Here is a 22911-nt window from a genome sequence, read left to right as displayed (position 1 = left end):
GGTGTTAAACGATCCCCGCTTAAGCCATGAGATAGAACTGACAGTCTCTTTCCATGACTGCGATCCGATGGGTGTTGTCTGGCATGGCAACTATTTCCGCTTTTTTGAAGTAGCGCGCGAGGCGTTGCTCAGCAAGTTCAACTACGGCTACCGCGAGATGAAGGTGTCTGGCTATGTCTGGCCGGTGGTGGATACCCGCGTGAAGTACCGAGTGGCGCTGACCTACGAACAACGTATCCGCGTGCGGGCCTCGATTGAAGAAGTCGAAAACCGTTTACGCATTGCTTACCGGATTTTTGATGCGCAAAGCGGTCAGCGCACGACCACGGGTTATACGATTCAGGTGGCGGTACAGGAAGGAAGCCACGAACTGGGCTTTGTTTCTCCCCCCATTTTATTTGAACGCCTTGGAGTGACGCCATGATACGAATGATCGTTGCGGTTTTACTGATGTTGAGCGGTACGGTGCAGGCCGTTACGTTGGAGGAGTTGCAACAGCGGTTCAGCAGCCAGCCCGTAGTGCGTGCTGAGTTTACCCAACAACGTGAAATCAAAGGCATGGCGAAACCGCTCAAATCCAGCGGTCAGTTGCTGATCGCGCAGGATAAAGGACTATGGTGGCATCAGGCAACGCCTTTCCCCTTGACGATGGTACTGGATGATAAGCGCATGGTTCAGGTGATGAACGGGCAGTCGCCGCAGATTGTCACTGCGGAAAGCAATCCGCAGATGTTTCAATTCAATCACTTATTGCGCGCCTTATTTCAAGCCGATCGGCGCGTGCTGGAGCAAAACTTTGCCATTGATTTCACCGATCGGGAAAACCAGCAGTGGCGGTTGGTGCTGACGCCGAAAACATCGCCACTGGATAAGTTGTTCAACACCATCACACTAAATGGCGGCGAGTTTCTTGACGGTATAGTGCTGGATGACCGTCAGGGAGATATGACACGTATTACCCTGAGCAATCAACGGCTCACTCCCAGGACGTTAAGTGATGATGAACAGCAGCGTTTCGTTTTCTGACTGGGTACGCCGCGCGGCTTTTTTCTGGATGGGCTGTTGCGTGATGCTGATTGTGGCATTAACGCTATTGCTGCCGAAAGCGCAGATTAACAGCAGCGTATTGGCGTTGCTGCCTAAACAGGCGATGGGCGCCATTCCACCGGAATTACAGCAAGGTTTTATGCAGCGCCTGGATCGACAGATCGTGTGGCTGGTTACGCCGGGTAAGCTTGCGGACCCGGCGGTTGCCGACTGGTGGTTGAAGCAGTTACAAGCGCTTCCTGATTTGCAAGATGTCAAAGGGCCGATTGATGCCGAACAGCAACAGCGGTGGGGGAAATTTGTATTTGAACATCGCAACGGCCTGGTCGATCCCGCTACGCGGACGCGTTTGAAAAATGGTGGCGACGCACAGGCGGACTGGGTACTGGCGCAACTCTATTCTGCGTTTGCCGGAGTGAGTGGTAAAGAGTTGCGTCATGATCCGCTCATGCTGGTGCGCGGCTCCCAATTGGCGATGCAGCAAAATGCCAGTCAATTGGGGTTGTCGCAGGGCTGGCTGACGGCAACGGATGCGCAGGGACGATCCTGGTATTTTCTTCACGGCGAGTTACGCGGCAATTCGTTCGATATGGCGCGTAATCAGCAACTGGTCGATAAACTTAAGGCGATCGAAGTATCGCTTAACGCGCAGTTCCCTGATGCCGAGGTATTAACTCGCGGTACAGTGTTGTTTAGCAACCATGCCAGTCAGCAGGCCAAACAGGATGTGTCGACGCTCGGCGTGGCGACCGTGGCTGGTGTGCTGCTGTTGATTTTCTTCGTATTCCGTTCTCCGCGCCCGTTGTTATTGTGCGCGTTGTCTGTGGGAATTGGCGCGCTGGCAGGAACGGTTTTTACGTTGTTGTTGTTTGGTGAACTGCATCTCATGACATTGGTTATGAGCATCAGCATCGTGGGTATTTCAGCGGACTATACGCTTTATTATCTGGTTGAGCGCATGGTGCATGGCGGTTATGTATCTCCATTGGAAAGTCTAAGAAAGGTGCTGCCAGCACTTTTACTGGCGCTGGGGACGGCGGTGATGGCCTACCTGATGATGGCGTTGGCGCCGTTCCCCGGCTTGCAGCAGTTGGCCGTCTTTGCCGCAACCGGACTGACGGCCTCCTGCCTGACAGTCGTATGCTGGTATCCCTTTCTGGTCAAGGGACTGCCAGTCAGACCCGTTCCTGCCATGGTGTTGATGGGACGTTGGTTGGCCACCTGGCGACGTCGGCGCGGTGTTCGTCAGGGGCTTCCGCTGATACTGTTGGCGCTTTCCGTTGTTGGGCTGTTGCAAATGGAGGTGAATGACGACATTACCCAGTTGCAGGCGCTGCCGCAGGACCTTATGCGACAAGAGCGTCAGATTACGGCGTTGACCGGGCAGAGTGCCGATCAAACCTGGTTTGTGGTGTATGGCAACAGCGCCGAGGAAACGCTGCAACGGTTGGAGCAACTTGCTCCAAAATTACGTGATGCGCGACAACAGGCATGGTTAACCGCTTATCGTCTGTTGCCGCTTTCGTCGCTGGCGCAACAACAGCGTGATGGTAAACTTATCGCATCAGCAGCCGTTACGGTTATCGGGCGGCTTAATGAGGCAGGCGTTGATGCCGCATCGCCAGATGTTCGGCCAATGTCTGTGACCCCGGAAATCTGGCTGAACAGTCCGATAAGCGAAGGATGGCGATTGTTGTGGTTGACGTTGCCGGAAGGGAAAAGCGGTGTGTTGGTGCCGGTCAGTGGCGTCAGTGATAGCGCGGCGCTCGGGCGGTTGGCGAAAACGTTGCCAGGCGTGGCGTGGATTGACCGGAAAAGCACTTTCGACGAATTATTCGGTTTTTATCGCGTGATGCTCGGCTGGTTGTTGGCTGCGGCGTTGGCGGTGATTGCGTTAAGCTACGTCATTCGTTTAGGACTTTGCCGCGGACTATTGAGCGTGGTGCCGTCGGTGTTGTCGCTGGGCGCTGGTCTGGCGGTACTGGCGCTGAGTGGCCATGCGTTAAATCTGTTTTCATTGCTGGCACTGGTTCTGGTATTGGGTATCGGCATTAATTACACACTGTTTTTCAGCAATCCGCGCGGAACGCCGATGACCTCGTTACTGGCCGTGACGCTGGCGATGTGTGTGGCGCTGTTGACGCTCGGTATGCTGATTTTCAGCAGCACACAGGCCATTAGTAGCTTTGGTATTGTGCTGTGCAGCGGTATTTTTACCGCCTTTTTGTTGGCGCCGCTGGCATTGCCGGATTCAAAAGGGAAGCGAAAATGAAATCTTTACGATACGGAATGCTGCTGGTTTGCGCGCTATTATTGAATGGTTGCGCTAACAAAAATCAGGATGACAGCCGCCCACAGGCGTGGCTTAAACCGGGCGTGAAAGTTACGCTGCCGGCGCCAGGTATTGCGCCGTCCATCAACGAACAGCAACTGTTGACCGGCACATTCAAAGGCAAACAGCAATCGCTGCTGGTCATGCTGAGCGCCGATGACCAGCAGATCTCGCTGGTCGGATTATCCTCTATCGGCATCCGTCTGTTTATGGTCACCTATGACGCGCAGGGCATTCATTCCGAGCAGTCGATCGTGCTGCCGCAATTGCCGCCCGCCAGTCAGGTGCTGGCGGATATCATGCTGAGTCACTGGCCAATAGCCGAGTGGCGGCAACATTTGCCTGCTGGTTGGACGCTGCGGGATAGCGACGATAAAAGACAATTGCGTGATGATCGCGGCGCACTGGTTACCGAAATACGCTACATGACCCGGAACAACCAACGGGCGCCGATGAGTATTCAGCAATTTGCGTTTGGTTACCATATCGTTATTCAACATCTGGATGGCTGACATGATTTACATTAACGCCGTAGGTGCGCTTAATGCTCTGGGCAATAATCTGGATGAGATGGCCGATAACCTTGTCCGCGGTATTGCGCCGGGCATGCATCCAGATTGTGGGTGGCTGTTGCACGATAAACCGTGCTGGACCGGCAATGTCGATGCCGATTTGCCGGATATTCCTGCTGAACTGGCGCAACATAACAGCCGAAACAACCGATTGCTGCTGGCGGCGTTGGACCAGATTCGACCGCAGGTAGATGCCGCCGTTGCACGATATGGCGCTGAACGGGTGGCGGTGATACTGGGAACCAGTACATCAGGTCTGGATGAGGCCGATCGTTATGTCAGCGATAATCTGGCCACCTATTGTTATGCGCAGCAGGAGCTTGGCGATCCCTCGCGTTTTCTGGCTGCTTATCTGGGGTTGAACGGGCCGGCCTACACCATTTCGACAGCCTGTTCTTCTAGCGCCAGGGCGTTGATCAGCGGCAAACGGCTGATTGATTCAGGATTGGTGGATGTGGCGATTGTCGGCGGCGCTGACACCCTGAGCCGAATGCCGCTTAACGGTTTTGACAGTCTGGAATCCCTCTCGCCAATGTGTTGCCAGCCTTTCAGCGCACAGCGTAACGGTATTACGATTGGCGAAGGGGCTGCGCTGATGATGATCAGTTCGCAATCGCAATCTGATGACGTGGCGGTTCTGGGTATCGGTGAGTCTTCCGATGCACATCATATGTCGGCGCCTCATCCTGAAGGGGAAGGCGCTATTCGGGCGATTAACATAGCGTTGGCGCATGCCGGGCTACAGCCTGAAAATATCGGGTATATCAATCTGCACGGCACGGCGACGCGCCTGAACGATCAAATCGAAGCGAAAGTAATTCACGCTGTTTTTGGCGATCGTGTTCCCTGTAGTTCGACCAAACATCTTACCGGTCATACGCTTGGCGCGGCGGGAATTTGTGAGGCGGTCATCTGCTGGTTGCTGTTGACGCGGGATCTGCCATTGCCGCCGCAGGATTTCTCACACGGCATGCCGGATGCATCACTGATGCCCTGCGGTTTGCTCAGTGAGCCGGGGCGACTTGCGCGTCCGTTCATTCTGTCCAACTCTTTTGCCTTTGGTGGTAATAATGCCTGTCTGATTTTGGGGAAAACCAATGACTGACTATCTGCCCGCAGCGTGTTATCTGCCCCACGAATCGCCGATGGTGCTGGTAGACGAGGTGATCCTCGTTGATGATGAACATGCACATTGTCGGGTGGCGATCAGCTGCGAGAGTATTTTGGCCCCGTTTCTGAATACGAATGGGGATTTGCCGGCCTGGTTTGGTGTTGAAATCATCGCCCAAACGATAGGCGTTTGGTCTGGTTGGCATGGTCGACGACAGGATAATCATAAAAAGCCACGCCTCGGCATGTTGCTGGGTGCGCGCGGTTACTGCTGTAAACAGGACGTTTTCCCCGCAAGATCCCGACTTGATATCTATGTGACGTTACTAATGCGTGATGAAAAGGTCGGCAGTTTTGACGGTGAAATCGTGATTGATGGTGAAAAATATGCCTCAGGGCGATTAAATACCTATCAGCCTGATAATAATGAATTACAACAACTTTTAGAACAGGGAAAACAGTGATGACGCGTTCCGTGTTAGTGACCGGCGCCAGCAAAGGGATCGGTCGAGCCATTGCATTGCGTCTGGCGTCGGATGGTTTTACAACCGTGGTGCATTATCATCGTGACGAAAAAGGGGCGGAGGCAACCTTAGATCAGATTCTTAAGAATCAAGGATCGGGGCGGATTGTCGGATTCGATATTGCCGACCGGGAAGCCTGCCGTACCGTCATTGAGCAGGATATTGAGACGCATGGCGCCTACTATGGCGTGGTCAGCAATGCGGGTATTACTTATGACGGCGCGTTTCCCGCGTTGGACGACAACGCTTGGGACAGTGTGATCCATACTAATCTTGATAGTTTCTATAACGTGATTCACCCCTGCGTAATGCCGATGATTGGCCTGCGCAAAGGGGGGCGAATCATCACCCTGTCTTCTGTTTCCGGGATTATGGGGAACCGTGGACAGGTCAACTACAGTGCGGCGAAGGCCGGTATTATCGGCGCCACCAAAGCATTGGCTATCGAACTGGCGAAGCGGAAAATTACCGTCAATTGTATTGCGCCTGGGCTGATTGATACCGGTATGGTTCGAGCGGAGCCAGTAGTCGTTGAAGAAGCTATGAAGATGATCCCGATGAAACGCATGGGGCAGACGGATGAGGTGGCGGGACTGGCGAGCTACCTGATGTCCGATATCGCAGGCTACGTGACGCGTCAGGTGATTTCTATTAATGGAGGAATGCTGTGATGCATCGTGTGGTGGTTACAGGAATGGGCGGCGTGACTGCGTTTGGTGAATCATGGAGTAGCGTATCGGATGGCCTGCGAGCCGGACGCAATGCAATCCGTAAGATGCCGGAATGGCAGGTGTATGACGGCCTCAATACGCAACTGGGATCGCCGATTGATGATTTCACTCTGCCGGAGCATTACACCCGTAAACGCATTCGTTCTATGGGACGCGTCTCTCTGATGGCGACGCGCGCCACCGAACTGGCGCTGGAACAGGCGGGTCTACTTGGACATCCGGTGTTGACCAACGGGGAAACCGGCATTGCCTACGGTTCCTCAACGGGCAGTACCGGTCCGGTCAGCGAGTTTGCCACCATGCTGACAGAAAAGCACACTAACAACATCACTGGGACAACCTATGTTCAGATGATGCCGCATACTACGGCGGTAAATGCCGGGTTGTTTTTCGGATTGCGCGGGCGCGTCATTCCTACATCGAGCGCCTGTACTTCCGGGAGCCAGGCGATTGGTTATGCCTGGGAAGCTATTCGTCATGGTTATCAAACAGTGATGGTGGCGGGGGGGGCGGAGGAACTGTGTCCGTCGGAAGCCGCGGTATTCGATACGTTGTTTGCCACCAGCCAACGCAATGATGCCCCGCAAACCACGCCGTCGCCTTTTGACGCCAGTCGCGACGGTCTGGTGATTGGTGAAGGCGCCGGGACGTTGGTGCTGGAGGATCTGGAGCACGCGCAGGCGCGTGGCGCGACTATTTATGCTGAACTGGTCGGTTTTTATACTAACTGTGATGCTGCGCATATTACGCAGCCGCAGCGGGAAACCATGCAAATTTGCATTGAGGGCTCGTTGCGTTGCGCCGGTTTACAAGCCTGCGATATTGGCTATATCAGTGCGCATGGCACCGCAACTGACCGTGGCGATGTGGCGGAAAGTCAGGCGACCGCTGCCGTTTTCGGTCAATCGACGCCCATCTCTTCGCTAAAAAGTTATTTTGGTCATACATTGGGAGCCTGCGGTGCGCTGGAAGCCTGGATGAGCATCGAAATGATGCGCGAAGGTTGGTTTGCGCCGACGCTCAATCTGCTGCAACCCGCGGAGGATTGTGGTGATCTGGATTACATCATGGGTGAACCGCGTCATATCGAGACCGATTACATACAGTCCAATAATTTTGCTTTTGGCGGTATTAATACCTCGTTGATTTTCCGCCGTTGGACGTCACTTACCTACTGATGTTGGTCAGCACCGACAGGCTTGAATACAGACAGCAGGCTGAAAATAAAGGTAAATAATGCATTCTATTATTTATCTTTATTTATTATGTTTGACCTCGGTTTTCATCTGATCCGTTTCCTTCCTGTTCTGGTTTTATATTTAACAACGGTTATCCCCCCTTGTCCTTGTCATAAAACCGTCACATTATCGACATTTTACTGTCACTGAATTGACCTATTTTTCCTTCTGCAAACTACACTCTGATTAATAACGACTCTGGGTCTACATTTCCAGTATCCCATAGGAGGGATTATGAAACTGATGCGTACCACTATTGCCAGTATCGTTGCGGCAAGCTTTTCGCTGACAGCGGTTTCCGCTTTTGCTGCCACCAACCTCACTGGCGCTGGTGCGACATTTCCTGCGCCAGTCTATGCTAAGTGGGCTGATTCCTATCAAAAAGAGACGGGGAATAAAGTTAACTACCAAGGGATTGGATCTTCAGGCGGTGTAAAACAAATTATTGCCAAAACCGTTGATTTTGGTGCGTCTGATGCGCCATTATCTGACGAAAAATTGGCCCAGGATGGCTTATTCCAGTTCCCGACCGTTATCGGCGGCGTGGTGCTGGCGGTGAATATTCCGGGTATTAAGTCAGGCGATTTGACGCTGGATGGTAAAACGCTGGGTGATATCTACCTGGGCAAAATCAAAAAATGGAATGATCCGGCTATCACCACATTGAACCCGAATGCCAAACTGCCGGATCAGGCTATTGCCGTGGTGCGTCGTGCGGATGGTTCCGGTACCTCTTTCGTGTTCACCAGCTATCTGGCGAAAGTGAATCCTGAGTGGAAAGAAAAAATCGGTTCAGGCTCCACCGTAAACTGGCCGACCGGTCTGGGCGGTAAAGGAAATGACGGTATTGCCGCGTTCGTACAGCGTTTGCCGGGGTCTATCGGCTATGTTGAGTACGCTTACGCCAAGCAGAACAATCTGGCTTACACCAAACTGATGTCTGCTGACGGTAAAGTTGTCAGCCCGACCGGTGAAAGTTTCAGTAATGCGGCTAAAGGCGCAGACTGGAGCCAGTCTTTCGCTCAGGATCTGACTAACCAGAAAGGTGATGACGCCTGGCCTATCAGTTCCACCACGTTTATTTTGATACAAAAAGAGCAGGCTAAAGTCGAGCAGGGTACTGAAGTGCTGAAGTTCTTTGATTGGGCTTACAATAAAGGTGGCGATCAAGCCACAGCGTTGGATTATGCTACGTTGCCTAATGAAGTTATTGAGCAGGTTCGTGCCGCATGGAAAACTCAGATAAAAGACAGTAGTGGTAAACCACTCTATTAAAATATTTCTGCGATACGACCTGCTTTGAACCGCAGGGGCGTTCGCTGAAAGGTTAAAGATTGTATCAAGGCGAAGAGGTGATAATCACCTCTTCGCCTTAAACAACTCTTGTATTATCAAATGCAGTTAAATCGAGAAGAAGAGAGACGCATGGCTGAGTACAAGCCAACTATCAAAGCCCCTGGGAAACACGGCGATATCATTTTTGGCGCACTGGTTAAACTGGCTGCGTTGATTACGCTGTTGTTGCTTGGGGGCATTATTGTTTCCCTGATTGTGGCGTCCTGGCCCAGCATCGAAAAGTTTGGTTTTGCTTTTCTGTGGACTAAGGACTGGGATGCGCCAGCAGAACAATTCGGCGCGTTGGTGCCCATCTACGGCACCATTGTTACCTCGCTGATTGCGCTGATTATTGCCATTCCGATCAGTTTCGGGATCGCGCTGTTTCTGACCGAACTGGCACCCAACTGGCTGAAGCGTCCGCTGGGCGTGGCGATTGAACTGCTGGCCGCGATCCCAAGTATTGTTTACGGTATGTGGGGCTTGTTCATTTTCGCGCCGTTATTCGCTAAATATTTCCAGCAGCCGGTGGGTAATGTTCTGTCGGGCATTCCGATTGTGGGCGCGCTATTCTCCGGCCCGGCCTTTGGTATCGGTATTCTGGCGGCTGGCGTGATTCTGGCCATCATGATAATTCCGTATATCGCCGCCGTGATGCGTGATGTGTTTGAACAAACTCCGGTGATGATGAAAGAGTCCGCTTATGGTATCGGCTGCACCACCTGGGAAGTGATTTGGCACATTGTTCTGCCTTATACCAAAAATGGGGTGATTGGCGGCATTATGTTGGGGCTGGGGCGTGCATTGGGAGAAACCATGGCGGTGACCTTCATTATCGGCAACACCTACCAGTTGGATAGCGTATCGCTGTATATGCCTGGCAACAGTATCACCTCGGCATTGGCTAATGAGTTCGCCGAAGCAGAATCTGGTTTGCATACTGCGGCGCTGATGGAATTAGGACTGATCCTGTTTGTGATTACCTTTATTGTTCTGGCGTGTTCAAAACTGATGATCATGCGTCTGACAAAGAATGAGGGAGCAAGCTGATGGCGGCGTTAAGTAGGGAACAAGAAGCGGCGCTGGCGCGTTCACGGCACAAGATGCAGGCCTGGCGGCGTAATAAGAACCGTATCGCATTGTGTTTATCCATGATCACGATGGTTTTTGGCCTGTTTTGGCTGGTGTGGATCCTGTTCTCCACCATTACCAAAGGAGTGGACGGGATGTCGCTGGCGTTATTTACTGAAATGACGCCGCCGCCGAATACTCCCGGCGGCGGATTGGCGAACGCTATTGTCGGCAGCGGGCTGCTGATCCTGTGGGCAACGCTGTTGGGAACCCCGCTTGGCATTATGGCTGGTATCTATCTGGCGGAATATGGTCGTAAATCCTGGATTGCCGAAGTGATCCGCTTTATTAACGATATTCTGCTCTCCGCGCCGTCAATTGTGGTCGGGCTTTTCGTCTATACGTTGGTGGTGGCGAAAATGCAGCACTTTTCCGGCTGGGCCGGGGTAATTGCGTTAGCGTTGTTGCAGGTGCCGATTGTGATCCGCACCACGGAAAATATGCTCAAGTTGATACCCGATAGCCTGCGTGAAGCCGCTTACGCTTTGGGTACGCCAAAGTGGAAAATGATTTCCGCCATTACGTTAAAAGCCTCGATCTCCGGCATCATGACCGGGATTTTGCTGGCGATAGCGCGTATTGCGGGAGAAACTGCCCCGCTGTTGTTCACTTCGCTGTCGAATCAGTTCTGGAGCACGGATCTGATGCACCCAATCGCTAACCTGCCGGTTACTATCTTCAAATTTGCCATGAGTCCATTTATCGAATGGCAACAGTTGGCCTGGGCGGGCGTGCTGCTGATCACGATGTGTGTTCTATTGCTGAATATTCTGGCGCGCGTTATTTTTTCCGCTAAGAAACATTAAATAAATTCAAGGCGTTGCCTGGCAGCGCCGGTGTAAAAGAGAGAAGTCTTGATGAGTATGGCGACAAAGACATCCACCAGCAAAATCCAGGTCCGTAATCTGAACTTCTATTATGGCAAGTTCCACGCGTTAAAAGACATCACGCTGGATATTGCCACAAATCAGGTTACGGCGTTTATCGGTCCTTCCGGCTGTGGAAAGTCCACGCTGCTGCGCACGCTGAATAAAATGTATCAGCTTTACCCGGAGCAACGCGCCGAAGGCGATATTCTGCTGGATGGCAATAACATTCTGACGGATAAGCAGGATATCGCGTTGCTGCGTGCCAAAGTTGGTATGGTTTTCCAGAAACCGACGCCGTTCCCCATGTCGATTTACGACAATATTGCGTTTGGCGTGCGGCTGTTTGAAAAGCTGTCCCGCGCCGATATGGATGAACGGGTGCAGTGGGCGCTGACCAAAGCGGCATTGTGGCACGAAACCAAAGATAAGCTGCACCAGAGCGGTTACAGCTTGTCCGGCGGTCAACAGCAGCGTCTGTGTATTGCGCGTGGCATTGCGATTCGCCCGGATGTGCTGTTGCTGGACGAGCCTTGTTCCGCGCTCGATCCGATCTCTACCGGCAGAATAGAAGAACTTATTTCCGAACTGAAAAAAGATTACACCGTGGTTATTGTTACCCACAACATGCAGCAGGCGGCGCGCTGCTCGGATCATACTGCGTTTATGTATCTGGGTGAACTGATCGAATTCAGCGATACCGACACTCTGTTTACCGCGCCGCGGCAGAAACAGACCGAAGATTACATCACCGGCCGTTACGGTTGATTAGGAAGCATCATGGATAATCTGAATCTGAACAAACATATTTCCGGTCAGTTTAATGCCGAACTGGAACATATCCGCACTCAGGTATTAACGATGGGCGGGCTGGTTGAGCAACAACTGACCGATGCCATTACCGCGATGCATAATCAGGATGCGGAACTGGCTCAGCGGGTGGTGGAAGCCGACGCCAAGGTCAACATGATGGAAGTCGCCATTGATGAAGCCTGCGTGCGTATTATCGCCAAACGTCAGCCCACCGCTAGTGACCTCCGTCTGGTTATGGCGATCATCAAGACGATTTCCGAACTGGAACGTATGGGTGATGTGGCGGATAAAATCTGCCGTACCGCGCTGGAGAAATTCTCCCATCAACATCAGCCGTTGCTGGTCAGTCTGGAATCGCTGGGGCGCCATACCGTACAAATGTTGCATGACGTATTGGACGCGTTTGCCCGTATGGATCTGGATGAAGCGGTGCGTATCTATCGTGAAGATAAAAAGGTCGATAAAGAGTACGAAGGCATTGTACGTCAACTGATGACTTACATGATGGAAGACTCGCGTACCATTCCAAGTGTGCTGACAGCGTTATTCTGCGCCCGATCCATTGAGCGTATTGGCGACCGTTGCCAGAATATCTGCGAATTTATCTTCTATTTCGTCAAAGGACAGGATTTCCGCCATCTGGGTGGTGATGCGCTGGAAAAACTGTTGATTGCGAAAGACGCGCAAGATGCTCAGGATGCGGAAGACGCCGAGTAATATTCACCGGTTGTTTATTCTGGAAAACGCGCGACTTGCCGGGCGTTTTCCTTTTTTTAGCGCTTTATTTTAGATAAATAATCCGATGTAAAATAAATAAACCCTATCTTTCATTCGCTTATCTGGTGAATGAAAAATAGTATTTCCTTTCCTTTCCTTTCCTTTCCTTTCCTTTTTCTTCTCTTTTTACGCCATTTTTCGCACCTGAATATAATTTATTTTTATATTTAATGGATTCGATATTTTGCCATGCAATTACCTTGTCTTGCTTTTCCATAGTGCAATATGAACATCAAATGCACTATTAGCGTACCGTGGATAAAAAAGAAAAACTTATATCAAAAACGAATTTTTTTATTTATCGCGGCGTAGGATTCAAAAATAAAGCACGCCACGTCTGCGGTTTCTTCTTTTTAGAAAGCTCTCACCTAAAATTAGTAAGGATATAAACCAGCGGTTGGCTTCAGTCTTGCAATAAATACCAGGTGAAGATTCATTATTTACCCTTCATTTTTCATGTTGCAGGCGTAACGGCTTAAGTCATGCCTCCCCAAGCGTTCCGGGGCGCGCAATGGCTGCCTTATTGCACTTTGGATGATGGGGTATCGCTATTTTATTTTTTCATTGATGGTATGGAGAATAGCATGACTCGTTCCCTGGCAAGACTGATAAAGAAATATGCTTTATCCGCATTATTGATAGGTTTCGCCTCACACAGCTATGCGGGAAAACAGGATGATACGTTGGTTTATGCCTCGGATAACGAGGTGGAAAATATTAGCCCTTACCACAATACATTGCGCGAGGGCGTCATTCTCTCCAACCTGGTGTGGGATCGTCTGATCTATCGCGATCCTAAAACGGGTGAATATGAACCTCAACTGGCTGCCGGTTGGGAATGGGATTCGCCAGAAATACTGGTGTTGCGTTTGCGTAAAGGCATCAAATTCCATAATGGCGATGATTTTACCGCGGATGATGTGGTTTATACGTTTACCAATATTGCCGGTGATAATACCGGTTCCGTGATGCCGCAGAGCGTTAACTGGATAAAAGAAACTGAAAAGGTGGATGATTATACGGTAAAACTGCATCTTAAAAAGCCGTTCCCGGCAGCGCTGGAATATTTGTCCGGTCCGACGCCCATCCTCCCCGCCAAATATTTTCAGCAGGTTAAATTGGCTGGTTTCAGCAAAGCGCCTATCGGCACAGGCCCTTACAAAATCACCAGCGTGACGCCGGCACAAGGCGTGATGATGGAAAAGAATCCTGATTACTTTAAAGACAGCCCGCTCGGACAGCCCAAAATCGGTAAGCTGAAATTTGTGGTTATCCGCGATCCGGAAACCCGGTTGGCGCAGTTGATGACCGGTCAGGTCGACTGGATCTGGCGGGTATCCTCGGATCAGATGTCTTCACTGGAGGCGATGCCGAATATTACGGTGAACAGCGGCGAAACCATGCGCGTGGGTTTCCTGGCGCTAAACATCAATGCCAAAGGTCCTGAAGGCGAACCACTGAAAGATCTGCGTGTGCGCCAGGCGATTAACTATGCCATCAACCGTAAGAGTATTGTCGATAATCTGGTGCGCGGCGGCAGTCAGCCGGTGTATTCCGCCTGCTTCCAGGCGCAGACCGCTTGTAACACCAGCAAGGTCATCAAGTATGACTACAACCCGGAAAAAGCCAAGCAGTTGCTGGCGGAAGCGGGCTACCCCAACGGCTTTGACACGGATATCTGGGCTTATCGTGAGCGTGATTATGCGGAAGCGATCATCGGCGACTTGCGCAAGGTCGGTATTCGCGCCCGTCTGCACTACGTTCAGTACCAGGTGATGTCCGCTGATCTGAGTTCCGGCAAAGCGCCGATGGGGATCCGTACCTGGGGCTCTTATTCCATCAATGATGCGTCCGCGTTCGTCACGCCTTACTTTGGCGGCGCCGGCGACGATATCTGGAAAGATGCCGAAGTGACCAGCATGCTGGAAAAAGCCGATCAGACCATCGATCCAAAAGCGCGTAGCGCGCAATACGCCGATGTACTGGGCCGTATTTCATCCCAGGCTTATTTGGCGCCGCTGTTTTCCTACTCAACCAACTACGCCTATACCTCCGATCTGAACTTTGATAGTTGGCCGGATGAATTGCCGCGTTTTGCATTGGCTAGCTGGAAATAACACGTTGACGGGGAATCAATCCACGCATTGATTCCCAGTTCCCACGAGCATTTGGTGAGAACGAGGAACTGTTCATGATTATCTATATTTTACATCGGCTTCTGGTTGCACTGGCGGTACTGTTTACCGTCGCCGTAGTCAGTTTCTCTCTCTTGAACCTTTCCGGCGATCTGGCGGCAGCTATTGCCGGGCCTGACGCCACGGCTGATGTGGTGGAAAGCATCCGGGTGCAATATGGGTTGGATCAGCCGTTAACCACGCAGTTTATGCACTGGATGTGGTCGGCGTTGCACCTTGATTTTGGGCGCTCTTTCTATTTTGAAAACACGGTTATGGAACTGGTTGGACAGAGAATGCCGGTGACGCTGAAGCTGGGCGTAGTATCCCTGTTGCTGGCGTTGGTGGTGGCCATTCCGCTGGGCGTGCTGGCGGCGGTGTTCCGCGATACCTGGATTGACCGGTTATCCATTTTTATTTCGGTGATCGGACAGGCCATGCCGAACTTCTGGTTTGCCCTGATCCTGATCCTCATCTTTGCCGTTGGGCTTAAATGGGTGCCGGTGGCAGGCAATAGCAGTTGGCAGAATTTTGTTTTACCGGCGATTGCGCTGGGTTATTACGCGATGCCGTCCCTGATGCGTCTGACGCGCTCCGGCATGTTGGATGTGCTGGGCTCGGATTACATCCGTACCGCACGGGCAAAAGGGTTGGGTACCTTCAAAGTGATTGTGAAGCATGGCCTGCGCAACGCCATTATTCCTGTGGTGGCGCTGGCGACGGTTGAACTGGGTTTTATGTTGGGCGGATCGGTGGTGATTGAATCCATCTTCGCGCTGCAAGGATTGGGGCAACTGGCGTGGGATTCCATCTCCCGTAATGATTTCCCGGTGGTGCAGGCCATCGTATTGATTATCTCAGTGTTTTATATCGGGCTGACATTTTTGGCGGATGTCCTTAATGCGGCGTTAGATCCGCGCTTACGTACCCAATAAGGAGCTTCCATGAAAACGTCATCATCTCTTTCTTCAACACTGGCGGCGAAAGCGTCGGTGGTGGAACCGGGATTGGCCCCTGAGCCAACTCCAATGCGGCGCTGGCTGAAGACCATACTGGGACATCACAGTATGACGCTGGGCCTGATTATTCTCGGCGTCATTATCGTGGCGGCGATCTTCGCACCGTTTATCAGCCCGCACGATCCTTATGCGCAGGATGTCAGCCGACGTCTGATCCCTCCGGTATGGCATGAAAAAGGAAGCTGGGAGCATGTGCTGGGAACCGACAAACTGGGACGCGATTACCTGAGCCGTCTGCTATACGGCGCGCGGGTGTCAATGATTATCGGGTTGATTGCCGTGGTGGTTTCCGGGTTTATCGGCGTTACGCTGGGGATTCTGGCTGGCTATTTTGGTGGCCGGGTAGATTCCGTCGTCAGCTATATCCTGACTGTTCGCCTCTCCATGCCGGTCATTCTGGTGGCGCTGGCGACGGCGGCGTTGGTGGGCGGCTCGGTAAAGGTGGTTATTCTGCTGCTTGGTTTACTGCTGTGGGACCGTTTTCTGATTGTTTCGCGATCGGTGACGCGCCAACTACGTGAGGCCGAGTTTATTGCCGCGGCCAGAACGCTGGGCGCCTCGTCGCTGTTCATTATGTTGCGGGAAATTCTGCCTAATCTGATCGGGCCGTTGACGGTGGTAGCGACGCTGGAAATCGCGCACGCCATTTTGTTGGAAGCGACGCTCTCTTTCCTTGGGCTTGGGGTTCAGCCGCCGATGCCGTCATGGGGGCTGATGATAGCGGAAGGCAAGGCTTACATGTTCTTTCAACCCTGGGTAATTCTGATTCCGGGCATTGTGCTGGCGGTCGTGGTTTTGGGGATCAATCTGGTGGGCGATGGCCTGCGGGATATCACCGCGCTGGACGGACGTAACTGAGGAAATGGCCATGAAGAATGACATTCTGCTGGATGTAAAAAACCTGCGGGTTGATCTGCCCACGTCGCGCGGTACATTGCACGCGGTGCGCGGCATTGATTTTACGGTACGCCGAGGTGAAATGTTGTGTCTGGTGGGTGAATCCGGTTGCGGCAAATCCATGACCTCGCTGGCGTTGATGGACTTGCTGCCGCGCAAAGCGGTGCGCACAGCGGACAGTATGCATTTCAAGGGAATGAATTTGCTTTCGCTGAAAAAACGCGACATCACCGCGTTGCGCGGCGATCAAATGTCGATGATTTTTCAGGAGCCGATGACCTCCCTCAACCCTTCTTTCACCTTGGGTAATCAGCTTTGTGAAACCCTGATGGCGCACCGCAAGGCGTCGCAGGCCGAAGCCAGAGATCGGGCGGTGTATCTGATGGAGCGGGTGGGAATTCCGATGGCGTCCGCCCGGCTTAATCAATATCCTCACCAGCTTTCCGGCGGTTTGCGTCAGCGCATCATGATCGCCATGGCGCTGATGTGCGAGCCGGATCTGATTATTGCCGATGAGCCCACCACCGCGCTGGACGTGACGATTCAGGCGCAGATCCTGCGTATGCTGCGTGAACTTCAGCAAGAGCTTGGCACCGCCGTGATTTTCATCACTCACGATCTGGGCGTTGTAGCGCGTATCGCTGATCGGGTGGCGGTAATGTACGCCGGACAGATTGTGGAAACAGCGCCGGTAATGGAGTTATTTACCCAGCCACAGCACCCCTATACTCGCGCGTTGCTTGATTGTATTCCGGTTGCAGGAAAAACCGTGCCGGGTCAGCCGCTGAAAGCGATTCCCGGAGTGGTGCCCAGTTTGGTCGGCGTACAAACTGGTTGTGCATTCAGCAATCGCTGTGCGCATTGCAGCGATATCTGTCATCAGAACCCGCCGTATGTTCAGGTGACGTCTGATCATGAAGTGCGTTGCGTCCGGGCATTGAAGAAAGCGGAGGTGGCATGAATAACCAAATGAATCAACAAACCGGCGGCAATGATCAGCAGATGGCTGCCGCGTTGCCGACGCATATTCCGGGCAATGATAATATTGCGCTGGAATTGTGCGCGCTCACCAGGGTGTTCCGTTTGAATCACGGCCTGTTTACTCGCGCGGGCGAAATCCGCGCCGTGGATAACGTCTCGTTGCGCGTGCGCCGCGGCGAAACGCTGGGGCTGGTGGGCGAATCAGGCTGCGGGAAGAGTACGCTGGCAAAAATGCTGCTGGGGCTGCTTGAGCCTACATCCGGCAACGTGCTGATTGAAGGGCGCGAGATTGACATCACCCAGCGCAAAGCCATGTCATCCCGCATTCAGCCGATTTTTCAGGACCCCTATTCGTCCCTTAATCCGCGCCGAACTGTTTCCGATATTGTGGAAGTGGCTTTGAATCTTCATAAGATCGGCACGCCGGAAGAAAGGAAAACGCGCGTCAAAGAGATGCTGGATGTGGTGGGCATGCCAGCTCGTACCCACAGTCAGTATCCCGGCCAGCTTTCAGGCGGTCAGCGTCAGCGGGTGGCGATTGCCAGAGCGCTGATTATGCGGCCTGAGATCCTCATTTGCGATGAACCCACCTCCGCTTTGGATGTTTCCGTGCAGGCGCAGATCCTCAATTTGCTGCTTGAGCTTAAACAGGAGTTTGGCCTCACTTACCTGCTTATCAGCCACAATCTGTCGGTGGTGGAGCATCTGGTTGATCATGTGGCGGTGATGCAGAAAGGGGCGATTGTCGAACAGGGAACGCGTGAGCAGATTTTTCATTCACCGCAGCATCCATATACCCGATCGCTGCTTGCTTCCGTATTGACGCCAGAGCCGGGTTTGGGGATCCCCGATATCGAACGCCATTAACCGATAAGCGACCGTTCAATAACAGCATGATATCCCTGGGTTAGCGCCGGGGAGGGGCTTTGCTTGCCCGAATTCGAATAAACAGACACGGCACTATGCCCGAAAATATTGGCCCGAAAATATTGCCGTGACGCATGAATATCCAGAGAAGAGGACAGACTGAAAATGACGCGTGAAGAGACGATTCAGGCAACCGTTGATTATTTTGGTTCAGGAAAATTCGAGCAAACGCTGGCGCGCCGCGTGGCATTCCGTACAGAAAGCCAGAACGCCGACAGCGGGCCGCTGCTGATGTCTTATCTGACGGAAGAGATGATCCCGGCGTTACATGCCCTGTCATTTGAATGCCTGCTGGTGGAGAATCCGGTTAACGAAAGATGTCCGTTTTTACTGGCCCGCCGCATTGAACCCCAGGCGGAATTGACGCTGTTGACTTACGGCCACGGTGATGTGGTGCGGGGTTATGATGATCAATGGCGCGCCGGGTTATCGCCCTGGGATATGGTCAGGGACGATAGCCGCTGGTACGGGCGCGGCACGGCGGATAATAAAGGCCAGCACACCATCAATCTGGCGGCGCTGGAGCAGGTATTGAAAGCGCGTGGCGGTCAATTGGGCTACAACGTGAAAATCATTCTGGAAATGGGCGAAGAGGATGGTTCGCCGGGGCTGGATGAGGTGTGTGAGCAATACCGTGACTGGTTGGCGGCCGATCTGTTTATTGCCTCTGATGGCCCGCGTGTTTCCGCATCCCGACCAACCTTGTTTCTCGGTTCCCGCGGGGTGTTCAACTTCGAACTGCAACTGAATTTACGTGAAGGCGCGCATCACTCCGGTAACTGGGGCGGGCTGTTGAGTAATCCGGGAATTCGGCTGGCGCACGCCATCGCCAGCATGGTGGACGCGCATGGTCGCATCCTGGTTCCTGGCCTGCGCCCGCCCGCGTTGTCGGACAATATGCGCCGGGTGCTGTCGGATCTTGAACTGGGCGGCGGCGCCACTGACCCGGTCATTGATGCTCAATGGGGCGAGCCGGGGCTGACCGCCGCGGAGAAAGTGTATGCCTGGAATACGCTGGATGTCCTGGCGTTCGTTACCGGCAACCCGGATAAACCGGCCCATGCCATTCCGCCGCAGGCGAAAGCCCATTGCCATATGCGTTATGTCATGGGTTGCGACGTGGCGAATTTTACCCGGCATATCCGGCATCATCTTGATGCCAACGGATTTGAGGATGTCGAGATAGTCAACGATGCCAGTCATTACAAAGCGACCCGGCTGGATCTCAACGATCCGTGGGTGGCCTGGGGCGTGACGTCAATCAAGCGTTCGGTCGGCGCCAATGCCGCCGTGTTGCCGAACTTTGGCGGCGGTCTGCCCAATGCCTGCTTTTCGGAAACGCTGGGATTGCCGACGCTGTGGGTGCCGCACTCTTATCCCGCCTGCTCACAGCATGCGCCGAACGAACATATTCTGGTGGATATGACGCTTGAGTCGCTGAAAATCATGACCGGGTTATTCTGGGATCTGGCGGAACAAGGGCAGGATATCGCCAACGCGCGTTCAAAGCGGGAGACAATGCCGTCGATAACCGCGTTATAAACCGGCACGATGCCGTTCAGAGGGATGAGGCGTCGCCTCATCCCGATTGCCGTGCGCCATTCAGCCAGAACAGATGAGTATTATCCTCCTGATTTACATTTGTCTATGATGAGCCTGTTGCGGTTGAGTCATCGTTAAACACAAGGCGGAGCGCTCATGCATAACAACGAAATTCGTTATTTTATGGCGGTGGCGAGCACCGGATCGCTAAGCGCGGCCAGCCAGCAGCTGTTTGTGGCGGTGTCCGCCATCAGCCGCCAAATCCAGCGGCTGGAGGCCAGGCTGGGCGTGCCTTTGTTTGAGCGGCATGCCCGCGGTATGGTGCTGAATGACGCCGGGCATATTCTGGAAAATCACGTCCGGCGCAGTATCGTCGATATGGAATTGGCGATTGCTGAAATCGAGGGGTTGAAATCCTCCCGGCAAACCACGATCCGTATCGTGTGTACCGATGGTCTGGGGTTCAATCTATTGCCGACGCTGTTGGCGAAATACCGGCAACAACATCCGGCGGTCAATTTTGTGCTGACGGTCGGCAGCGCCAGACAGGTTCCCGATCTGGTCCGCCACGGCGAATGCGATGTGGCGCTGAAGTATAGCCTGTCGCCGGAGCACGGCATCAAGGTGATATCGTCATTTTCCGCGCCGTTTATGGTGGTGATGAAGGACGATCACCCGCTGGCGTCCAGTGATTTTCAACTGGCCGATCTCAATGATTTCCCTGTCATCCTGCCCGATCAGGCGGCAACGGTTCGTCAACTGTTCGATCTCTCATGCCGTATAAGCGGTGTTTTTATCGATCCCGTTTTTACCTGCAATCACTTTTCAACCCTGTATGCCTTTTTGCTCAATACTCCGAATGCCATCGCCATATGCAGTCATTTCTCCGTCTTATACAGCGCCCGGCGTGATGGTTTGCAGGTGAGATCGGTTAATCTGGAGCAACTGGGGCAGCGCACATTGCAGGTTCAGACGGAAGTCAACAAACCGGTGACTGCGGTACTGAAAGGTTTTTTTGACTTCTTACACGATGAATTGACGCAGCAGGATGTGCGGTTTCGTCAGGTGTATCGCCTCCAGACGTGAAAGGTGACGGCGAAACCCGCATATTGTCACACTGCGTTAGTCAGATTTGGGTTGTGGCTTGGCGGGAATGGCATCGGTCTGTTGCGCGGCGGAGCGTGGTTTGTTCAGCGTAACGACCAGCATACCGACAATAATGGCGATGACGCCGATGACTAATCCCGATGTTAACGATTCACCGAAAAATGCGACGGAGATAAACAACCCGACCAGCGGGACGCACAGCATGGAGGAGGCCATGCTGGTGCTGGAAATCCACTGGCTTGCCGCGTTAACTGCGCAGAAACAGAAGGCGGTGGCGAGCGGCCCGACAAACAGCGAGATCTCCCATAAACGCGTGGAGTTATCCCCGGTATAAGGGCCTTCCTGATACCAGGCGATGATGATCAAGGGGAGCGTGGCAATCAGCATTTGCCAGGGCGCGAGATGATAAGCGCTGGATGCGCCCCGGTAATAACGCAGATGCAGAATGCAAATGGCCCAGCATAGTGAAGCGAGCAACAGCAATAAGTTGGCCCATAGCGCGTTATGATCTGTCCAGTCCAGCGTCAGGGGATTGAACAGAATGGCGACTCCGGCGATGCCCATCAGCGTACCCAGCAGTTCCTGACGGGTTACTTTTTGCCGGAAGATCAGAATGGCGCCCGGCAATACCCACAGCGGGGTGGTATAAGCAAGAATGGCGGAGCGGCCTGCGGGGATCTCGGTCATGGCGATCGCACCCAGTGCGGTAAAGCTCAGCATTTGCAGCAAACCGACGCTGAATAACAACGGGATATCTCGACGCCTGGGCAACCGGAGCGTGCCGGTCACAATCTGGATAAAGAACAGGCACAATCCACCGAGCGCGAAACGCAATGCGGAAAACCACAGCGGGGTGATATGTTCCAGCCCAAGTTTCATGACCGGCCAGTTAGTCCCCCAGACTAGAATGGCCAGAAGCAGCAAAAAAAGGCCGCCAATCTGACGCACTGATAATTCCGCTGGCAATATTTCGGTCAGTGATTGTTTTTGCCAGATAATTTTCTTATTTCTTAACGAGGGATAAATCATTTTATATTTCCGGTCGTTATAAAAGTATCCTGCTGGCAAACCTTATTGTTTTTCTGATTTCTCACCACAAAAAAACAATAAGGTTTACCAGAAGATGAGATAAACCCAGTTTATTATTTTTCTGACGGAAATTTTTTCTGTTATTTGCTGTGATATGTTTATTTTCAGAATGATTTTTTCGATCAACCGTTCATTGACAGTAAAGGTTTTCTTTATATGCGCAAACTGGATAAAACCGATATCAGCATCCTTAATAAATTGCAGGAAAATGCCAGGATCACGCACGCTGATTTGGCGCGTGCCGTGAACCTTTCCACCACACCTTGCTTTAACCGGGTGAAAGCGCTCGAAGAACTGGGCCTTATTCGTCAGCAGGTCACCCTGCTTTCACCTGAGCGCCTGGGGTTACACGTTAATGTGTTCATCCATGTCAGTCTGGACAGGCAGGTTGAAGCAGCATTGCAGCAGTTCGAGCAAGCTATCTCAGCGTGTCCTGAAGTGATGGAGTGCTATCTGATGACGGGCGACGCGGATTATCTTCTTCGCGTTCTGGTTAAGAATATCAATGAGATAGAGCACTTTATTCTTCACCATCTGACGCGAATTCCCGGCGTGGCCAATATCCGCTCCAGCTTCGCGCTCAAGCAGGTTCGCTACAAAACAACATTGCCGTTGCCCGCGGAAGGAATGCTATTGCCGCAGTAGATTTTATACTGTTAATTTTGTTTCGTTTTTTTATTTTTTTTAGAAATTATTTCA

At 52.6% G+C, this 22911-nt stretch carries 22 protein-coding genes; 21 read left to right on the top strand and 1 reads right to left on the bottom strand.

The genetic code is table 11. The features are described 5' to 3' along the window. Window position 1 precedes the first annotated feature (1 nt). From NC856_RS09170 to NC856_RS09075, 20 genes are all read left to right on the top strand, one after another. Complete coding sequence (locus tag NC856_RS09170; RefSeq protein ID WP_264090124.1) at window positions 2-424, top strand: acyl-CoA thioesterase; 423 nt, start codon at window positions 2-4, stop codon at window positions 422-424. Beyond that, a complete protein-coding gene (locus NC856_RS09165) occupies window positions 421-1026 on the top strand; it encodes a LolA family protein (protein WP_264090123.1) in 606 nt (201 codons plus the stop codon). Before NC856_RS09170 ends, NC856_RS09165 begins: the two co-directional genes overlap by 4 nt. After that, entirely contained in the window at window positions 998-3319 is a 2322-nt protein-coding gene (locus NC856_RS09160) for an MMPL family transporter (protein WP_264090122.1), read from the top strand. Before NC856_RS09165 ends, NC856_RS09160 begins: the two co-directional genes overlap by 29 nt. After that, on the top strand, window positions 3316-3891 hold the full coding sequence (locus tag NC856_RS09155; protein WP_264090121.1) for a DUF3261 domain-containing protein: 576 nt from the start codon (window positions 3316-3318) through the stop codon (window positions 3889-3891). Before NC856_RS09160 ends, NC856_RS09155 begins: the two co-directional genes overlap by 4 nt. A gap of 1 nt (window position 3892) precedes the next feature. Beyond that, entirely contained in the window at window positions 3893-5056 is a 1164-nt protein-coding gene (locus tag NC856_RS09150) for a beta-ketoacyl-[acyl-carrier-protein] synthase family protein (protein WP_264090120.1), read from the top strand. Further along, window positions 5049-5525, top strand: coding sequence for a hotdog family protein (locus NC856_RS09145; protein ID WP_264090119.1), 477 nt, complete (start codon window positions 5049-5051; stop codon window positions 5523-5525). Before NC856_RS09150 ends, NC856_RS09145 begins: the two co-directional genes overlap by 8 nt. After that, window positions 5525-6256, top strand: coding sequence for a 3-ketoacyl-ACP reductase FabG2 (locus tag NC856_RS09140; RefSeq protein ID WP_264090118.1), 732 nt, complete (start codon window positions 5525-5527; stop codon window positions 6254-6256). The genes NC856_RS09145 and NC856_RS09140 overlap by 1 nt, the downstream gene beginning before the upstream one ends. Continuing rightward, entirely contained in the window at window positions 6256-7494 is a 1239-nt protein-coding gene (locus NC856_RS09135) for a beta-ketoacyl-ACP synthase (RefSeq protein ID WP_264090201.1), read from the top strand. The genes NC856_RS09140 and NC856_RS09135 overlap by 1 nt, the downstream gene beginning before the upstream one ends. Before the next feature lie 294 nt (window positions 7495-7788). Then, window positions 7789-8829: a phosphate ABC transporter substrate-binding protein PstS gene (pstS, locus tag NC856_RS09130; RefSeq protein ID WP_264090117.1), complete on the top strand. Its 1041-nt coding sequence runs from the start codon at window positions 7789-7791 to the stop codon at window positions 8827-8829. A gap of 150 nt (window positions 8830-8979) precedes the next feature. Continuing rightward, window positions 8980-9939, top strand: coding sequence for a phosphate ABC transporter permease PstC (gene pstC, locus NC856_RS09125; RefSeq protein WP_264090116.1), 960 nt, complete (start codon window positions 8980-8982; stop codon window positions 9937-9939). Then, on the top strand, window positions 9939-10826 hold the full coding sequence (gene pstA, locus NC856_RS09120) for a phosphate ABC transporter permease PstA (RefSeq protein WP_264090115.1): 888 nt from the start codon (window positions 9939-9941) through the stop codon (window positions 10824-10826). Before pstC ends, pstA begins: the two co-directional genes overlap by 1 nt. A 51-nt stretch (window positions 10827-10877) precedes the next feature. Continuing rightward, entirely contained in the window at window positions 10878-11654 is a 777-nt protein-coding gene (gene pstB, locus NC856_RS09115; RefSeq protein ID WP_264090114.1) for a phosphate ABC transporter ATP-binding protein PstB, read from the top strand. 12 nt (window positions 11655-11666) lie between these two features. Next, entirely contained in the window at window positions 11667-12416 is a 750-nt protein-coding gene (gene phoU / locus NC856_RS09110; protein ID WP_264090113.1) for a phosphate signaling complex protein PhoU, read from the top strand. Window positions 12417-13060: 644 nt separating this feature from the next. Continuing rightward, window positions 13061-14593, top strand: a complete 1533-nt coding sequence (locus tag NC856_RS09105; protein ID WP_264090112.1) for an ABC transporter substrate-binding protein — start codon at window positions 13061-13063, stop codon at window positions 14591-14593. 74 nt (window positions 14594-14667) lie between these two features. Beyond that, entirely contained in the window at window positions 14668-15585 is a 918-nt protein-coding gene (locus tag NC856_RS09100; RefSeq protein ID WP_264090111.1) for an ABC transporter permease, read from the top strand. 9 nt (window positions 15586-15594) lie between these two features. Continuing rightward, window positions 15595-16527 (top strand): ABC transporter permease, encoded by a 933-nt coding sequence (locus tag NC856_RS09095; RefSeq protein WP_264090110.1) that lies wholly within the window; start codon window positions 15595-15597, stop codon window positions 16525-16527. A gap of 10 nt (window positions 16528-16537) precedes the next feature. After that, entirely contained in the window at window positions 16538-17527 is a 990-nt protein-coding gene (locus tag NC856_RS09090; RefSeq protein ID WP_264090109.1) for an ABC transporter ATP-binding protein, read from the top strand. A gap of 41 nt (window positions 17528-17568) precedes the next feature. Next, window positions 17569-18414: an ATP-binding cassette domain-containing protein gene (locus NC856_RS09085; protein ID WP_264090200.1), complete on the top strand. Its 846-nt coding sequence runs from the start codon at window positions 17569-17571 to the stop codon at window positions 18412-18414. A gap of 165 nt (window positions 18415-18579) precedes the next feature. After that, window positions 18580-20016, top strand: a complete 1437-nt coding sequence (locus NC856_RS09080; RefSeq protein WP_264090108.1) for a M20 family metallopeptidase — start codon at window positions 18580-18582, stop codon at window positions 20014-20016. Window positions 20017-20172: 156 nt separating this feature from the next. Further along, window positions 20173-21102: a LysR family transcriptional regulator gene (locus NC856_RS09075; protein WP_264090107.1), complete on the top strand. Its 930-nt coding sequence runs from the start codon at window positions 20173-20175 to the stop codon at window positions 21100-21102. Window positions 21103-21138: 36 nt separating this feature from the next. On the opposite strand, the gene NC856_RS09070 is transcribed toward NC856_RS09075, so the two are convergent. Beyond that, window positions 21139-22152: a DMT family transporter gene (locus NC856_RS09070; RefSeq protein WP_264090106.1), complete on the bottom strand. Its 1014-nt coding sequence runs from the start codon at window positions 22150-22152 to the stop codon at window positions 21139-21141. A gap of 216 nt (window positions 22153-22368) precedes the next feature. On the opposite strand from NC856_RS09070, the gene NC856_RS09065 reads away from it, so the two are divergent. Further along, entirely contained in the window at window positions 22369-22857 is a 489-nt protein-coding gene (locus NC856_RS09065) for an Lrp/AsnC family transcriptional regulator (RefSeq protein ID WP_113867140.1), read from the top strand. Window positions 22858-22911 lie beyond the last annotated feature (54 nt).

Source organism: Brenneria izbisi (assembly GCF_025840185.1).
In the GTDB taxonomy this organism is placed as follows: domain Bacteria; phylum Pseudomonadota; class Gammaproteobacteria; order Enterobacterales; family Enterobacteriaceae; genus Brenneria; species Brenneria izbisi.
The sequence above is the reverse complement of the archived record's forward strand: the minus strand, read 5'-3'. Positions and strand labels throughout refer to the sequence as shown.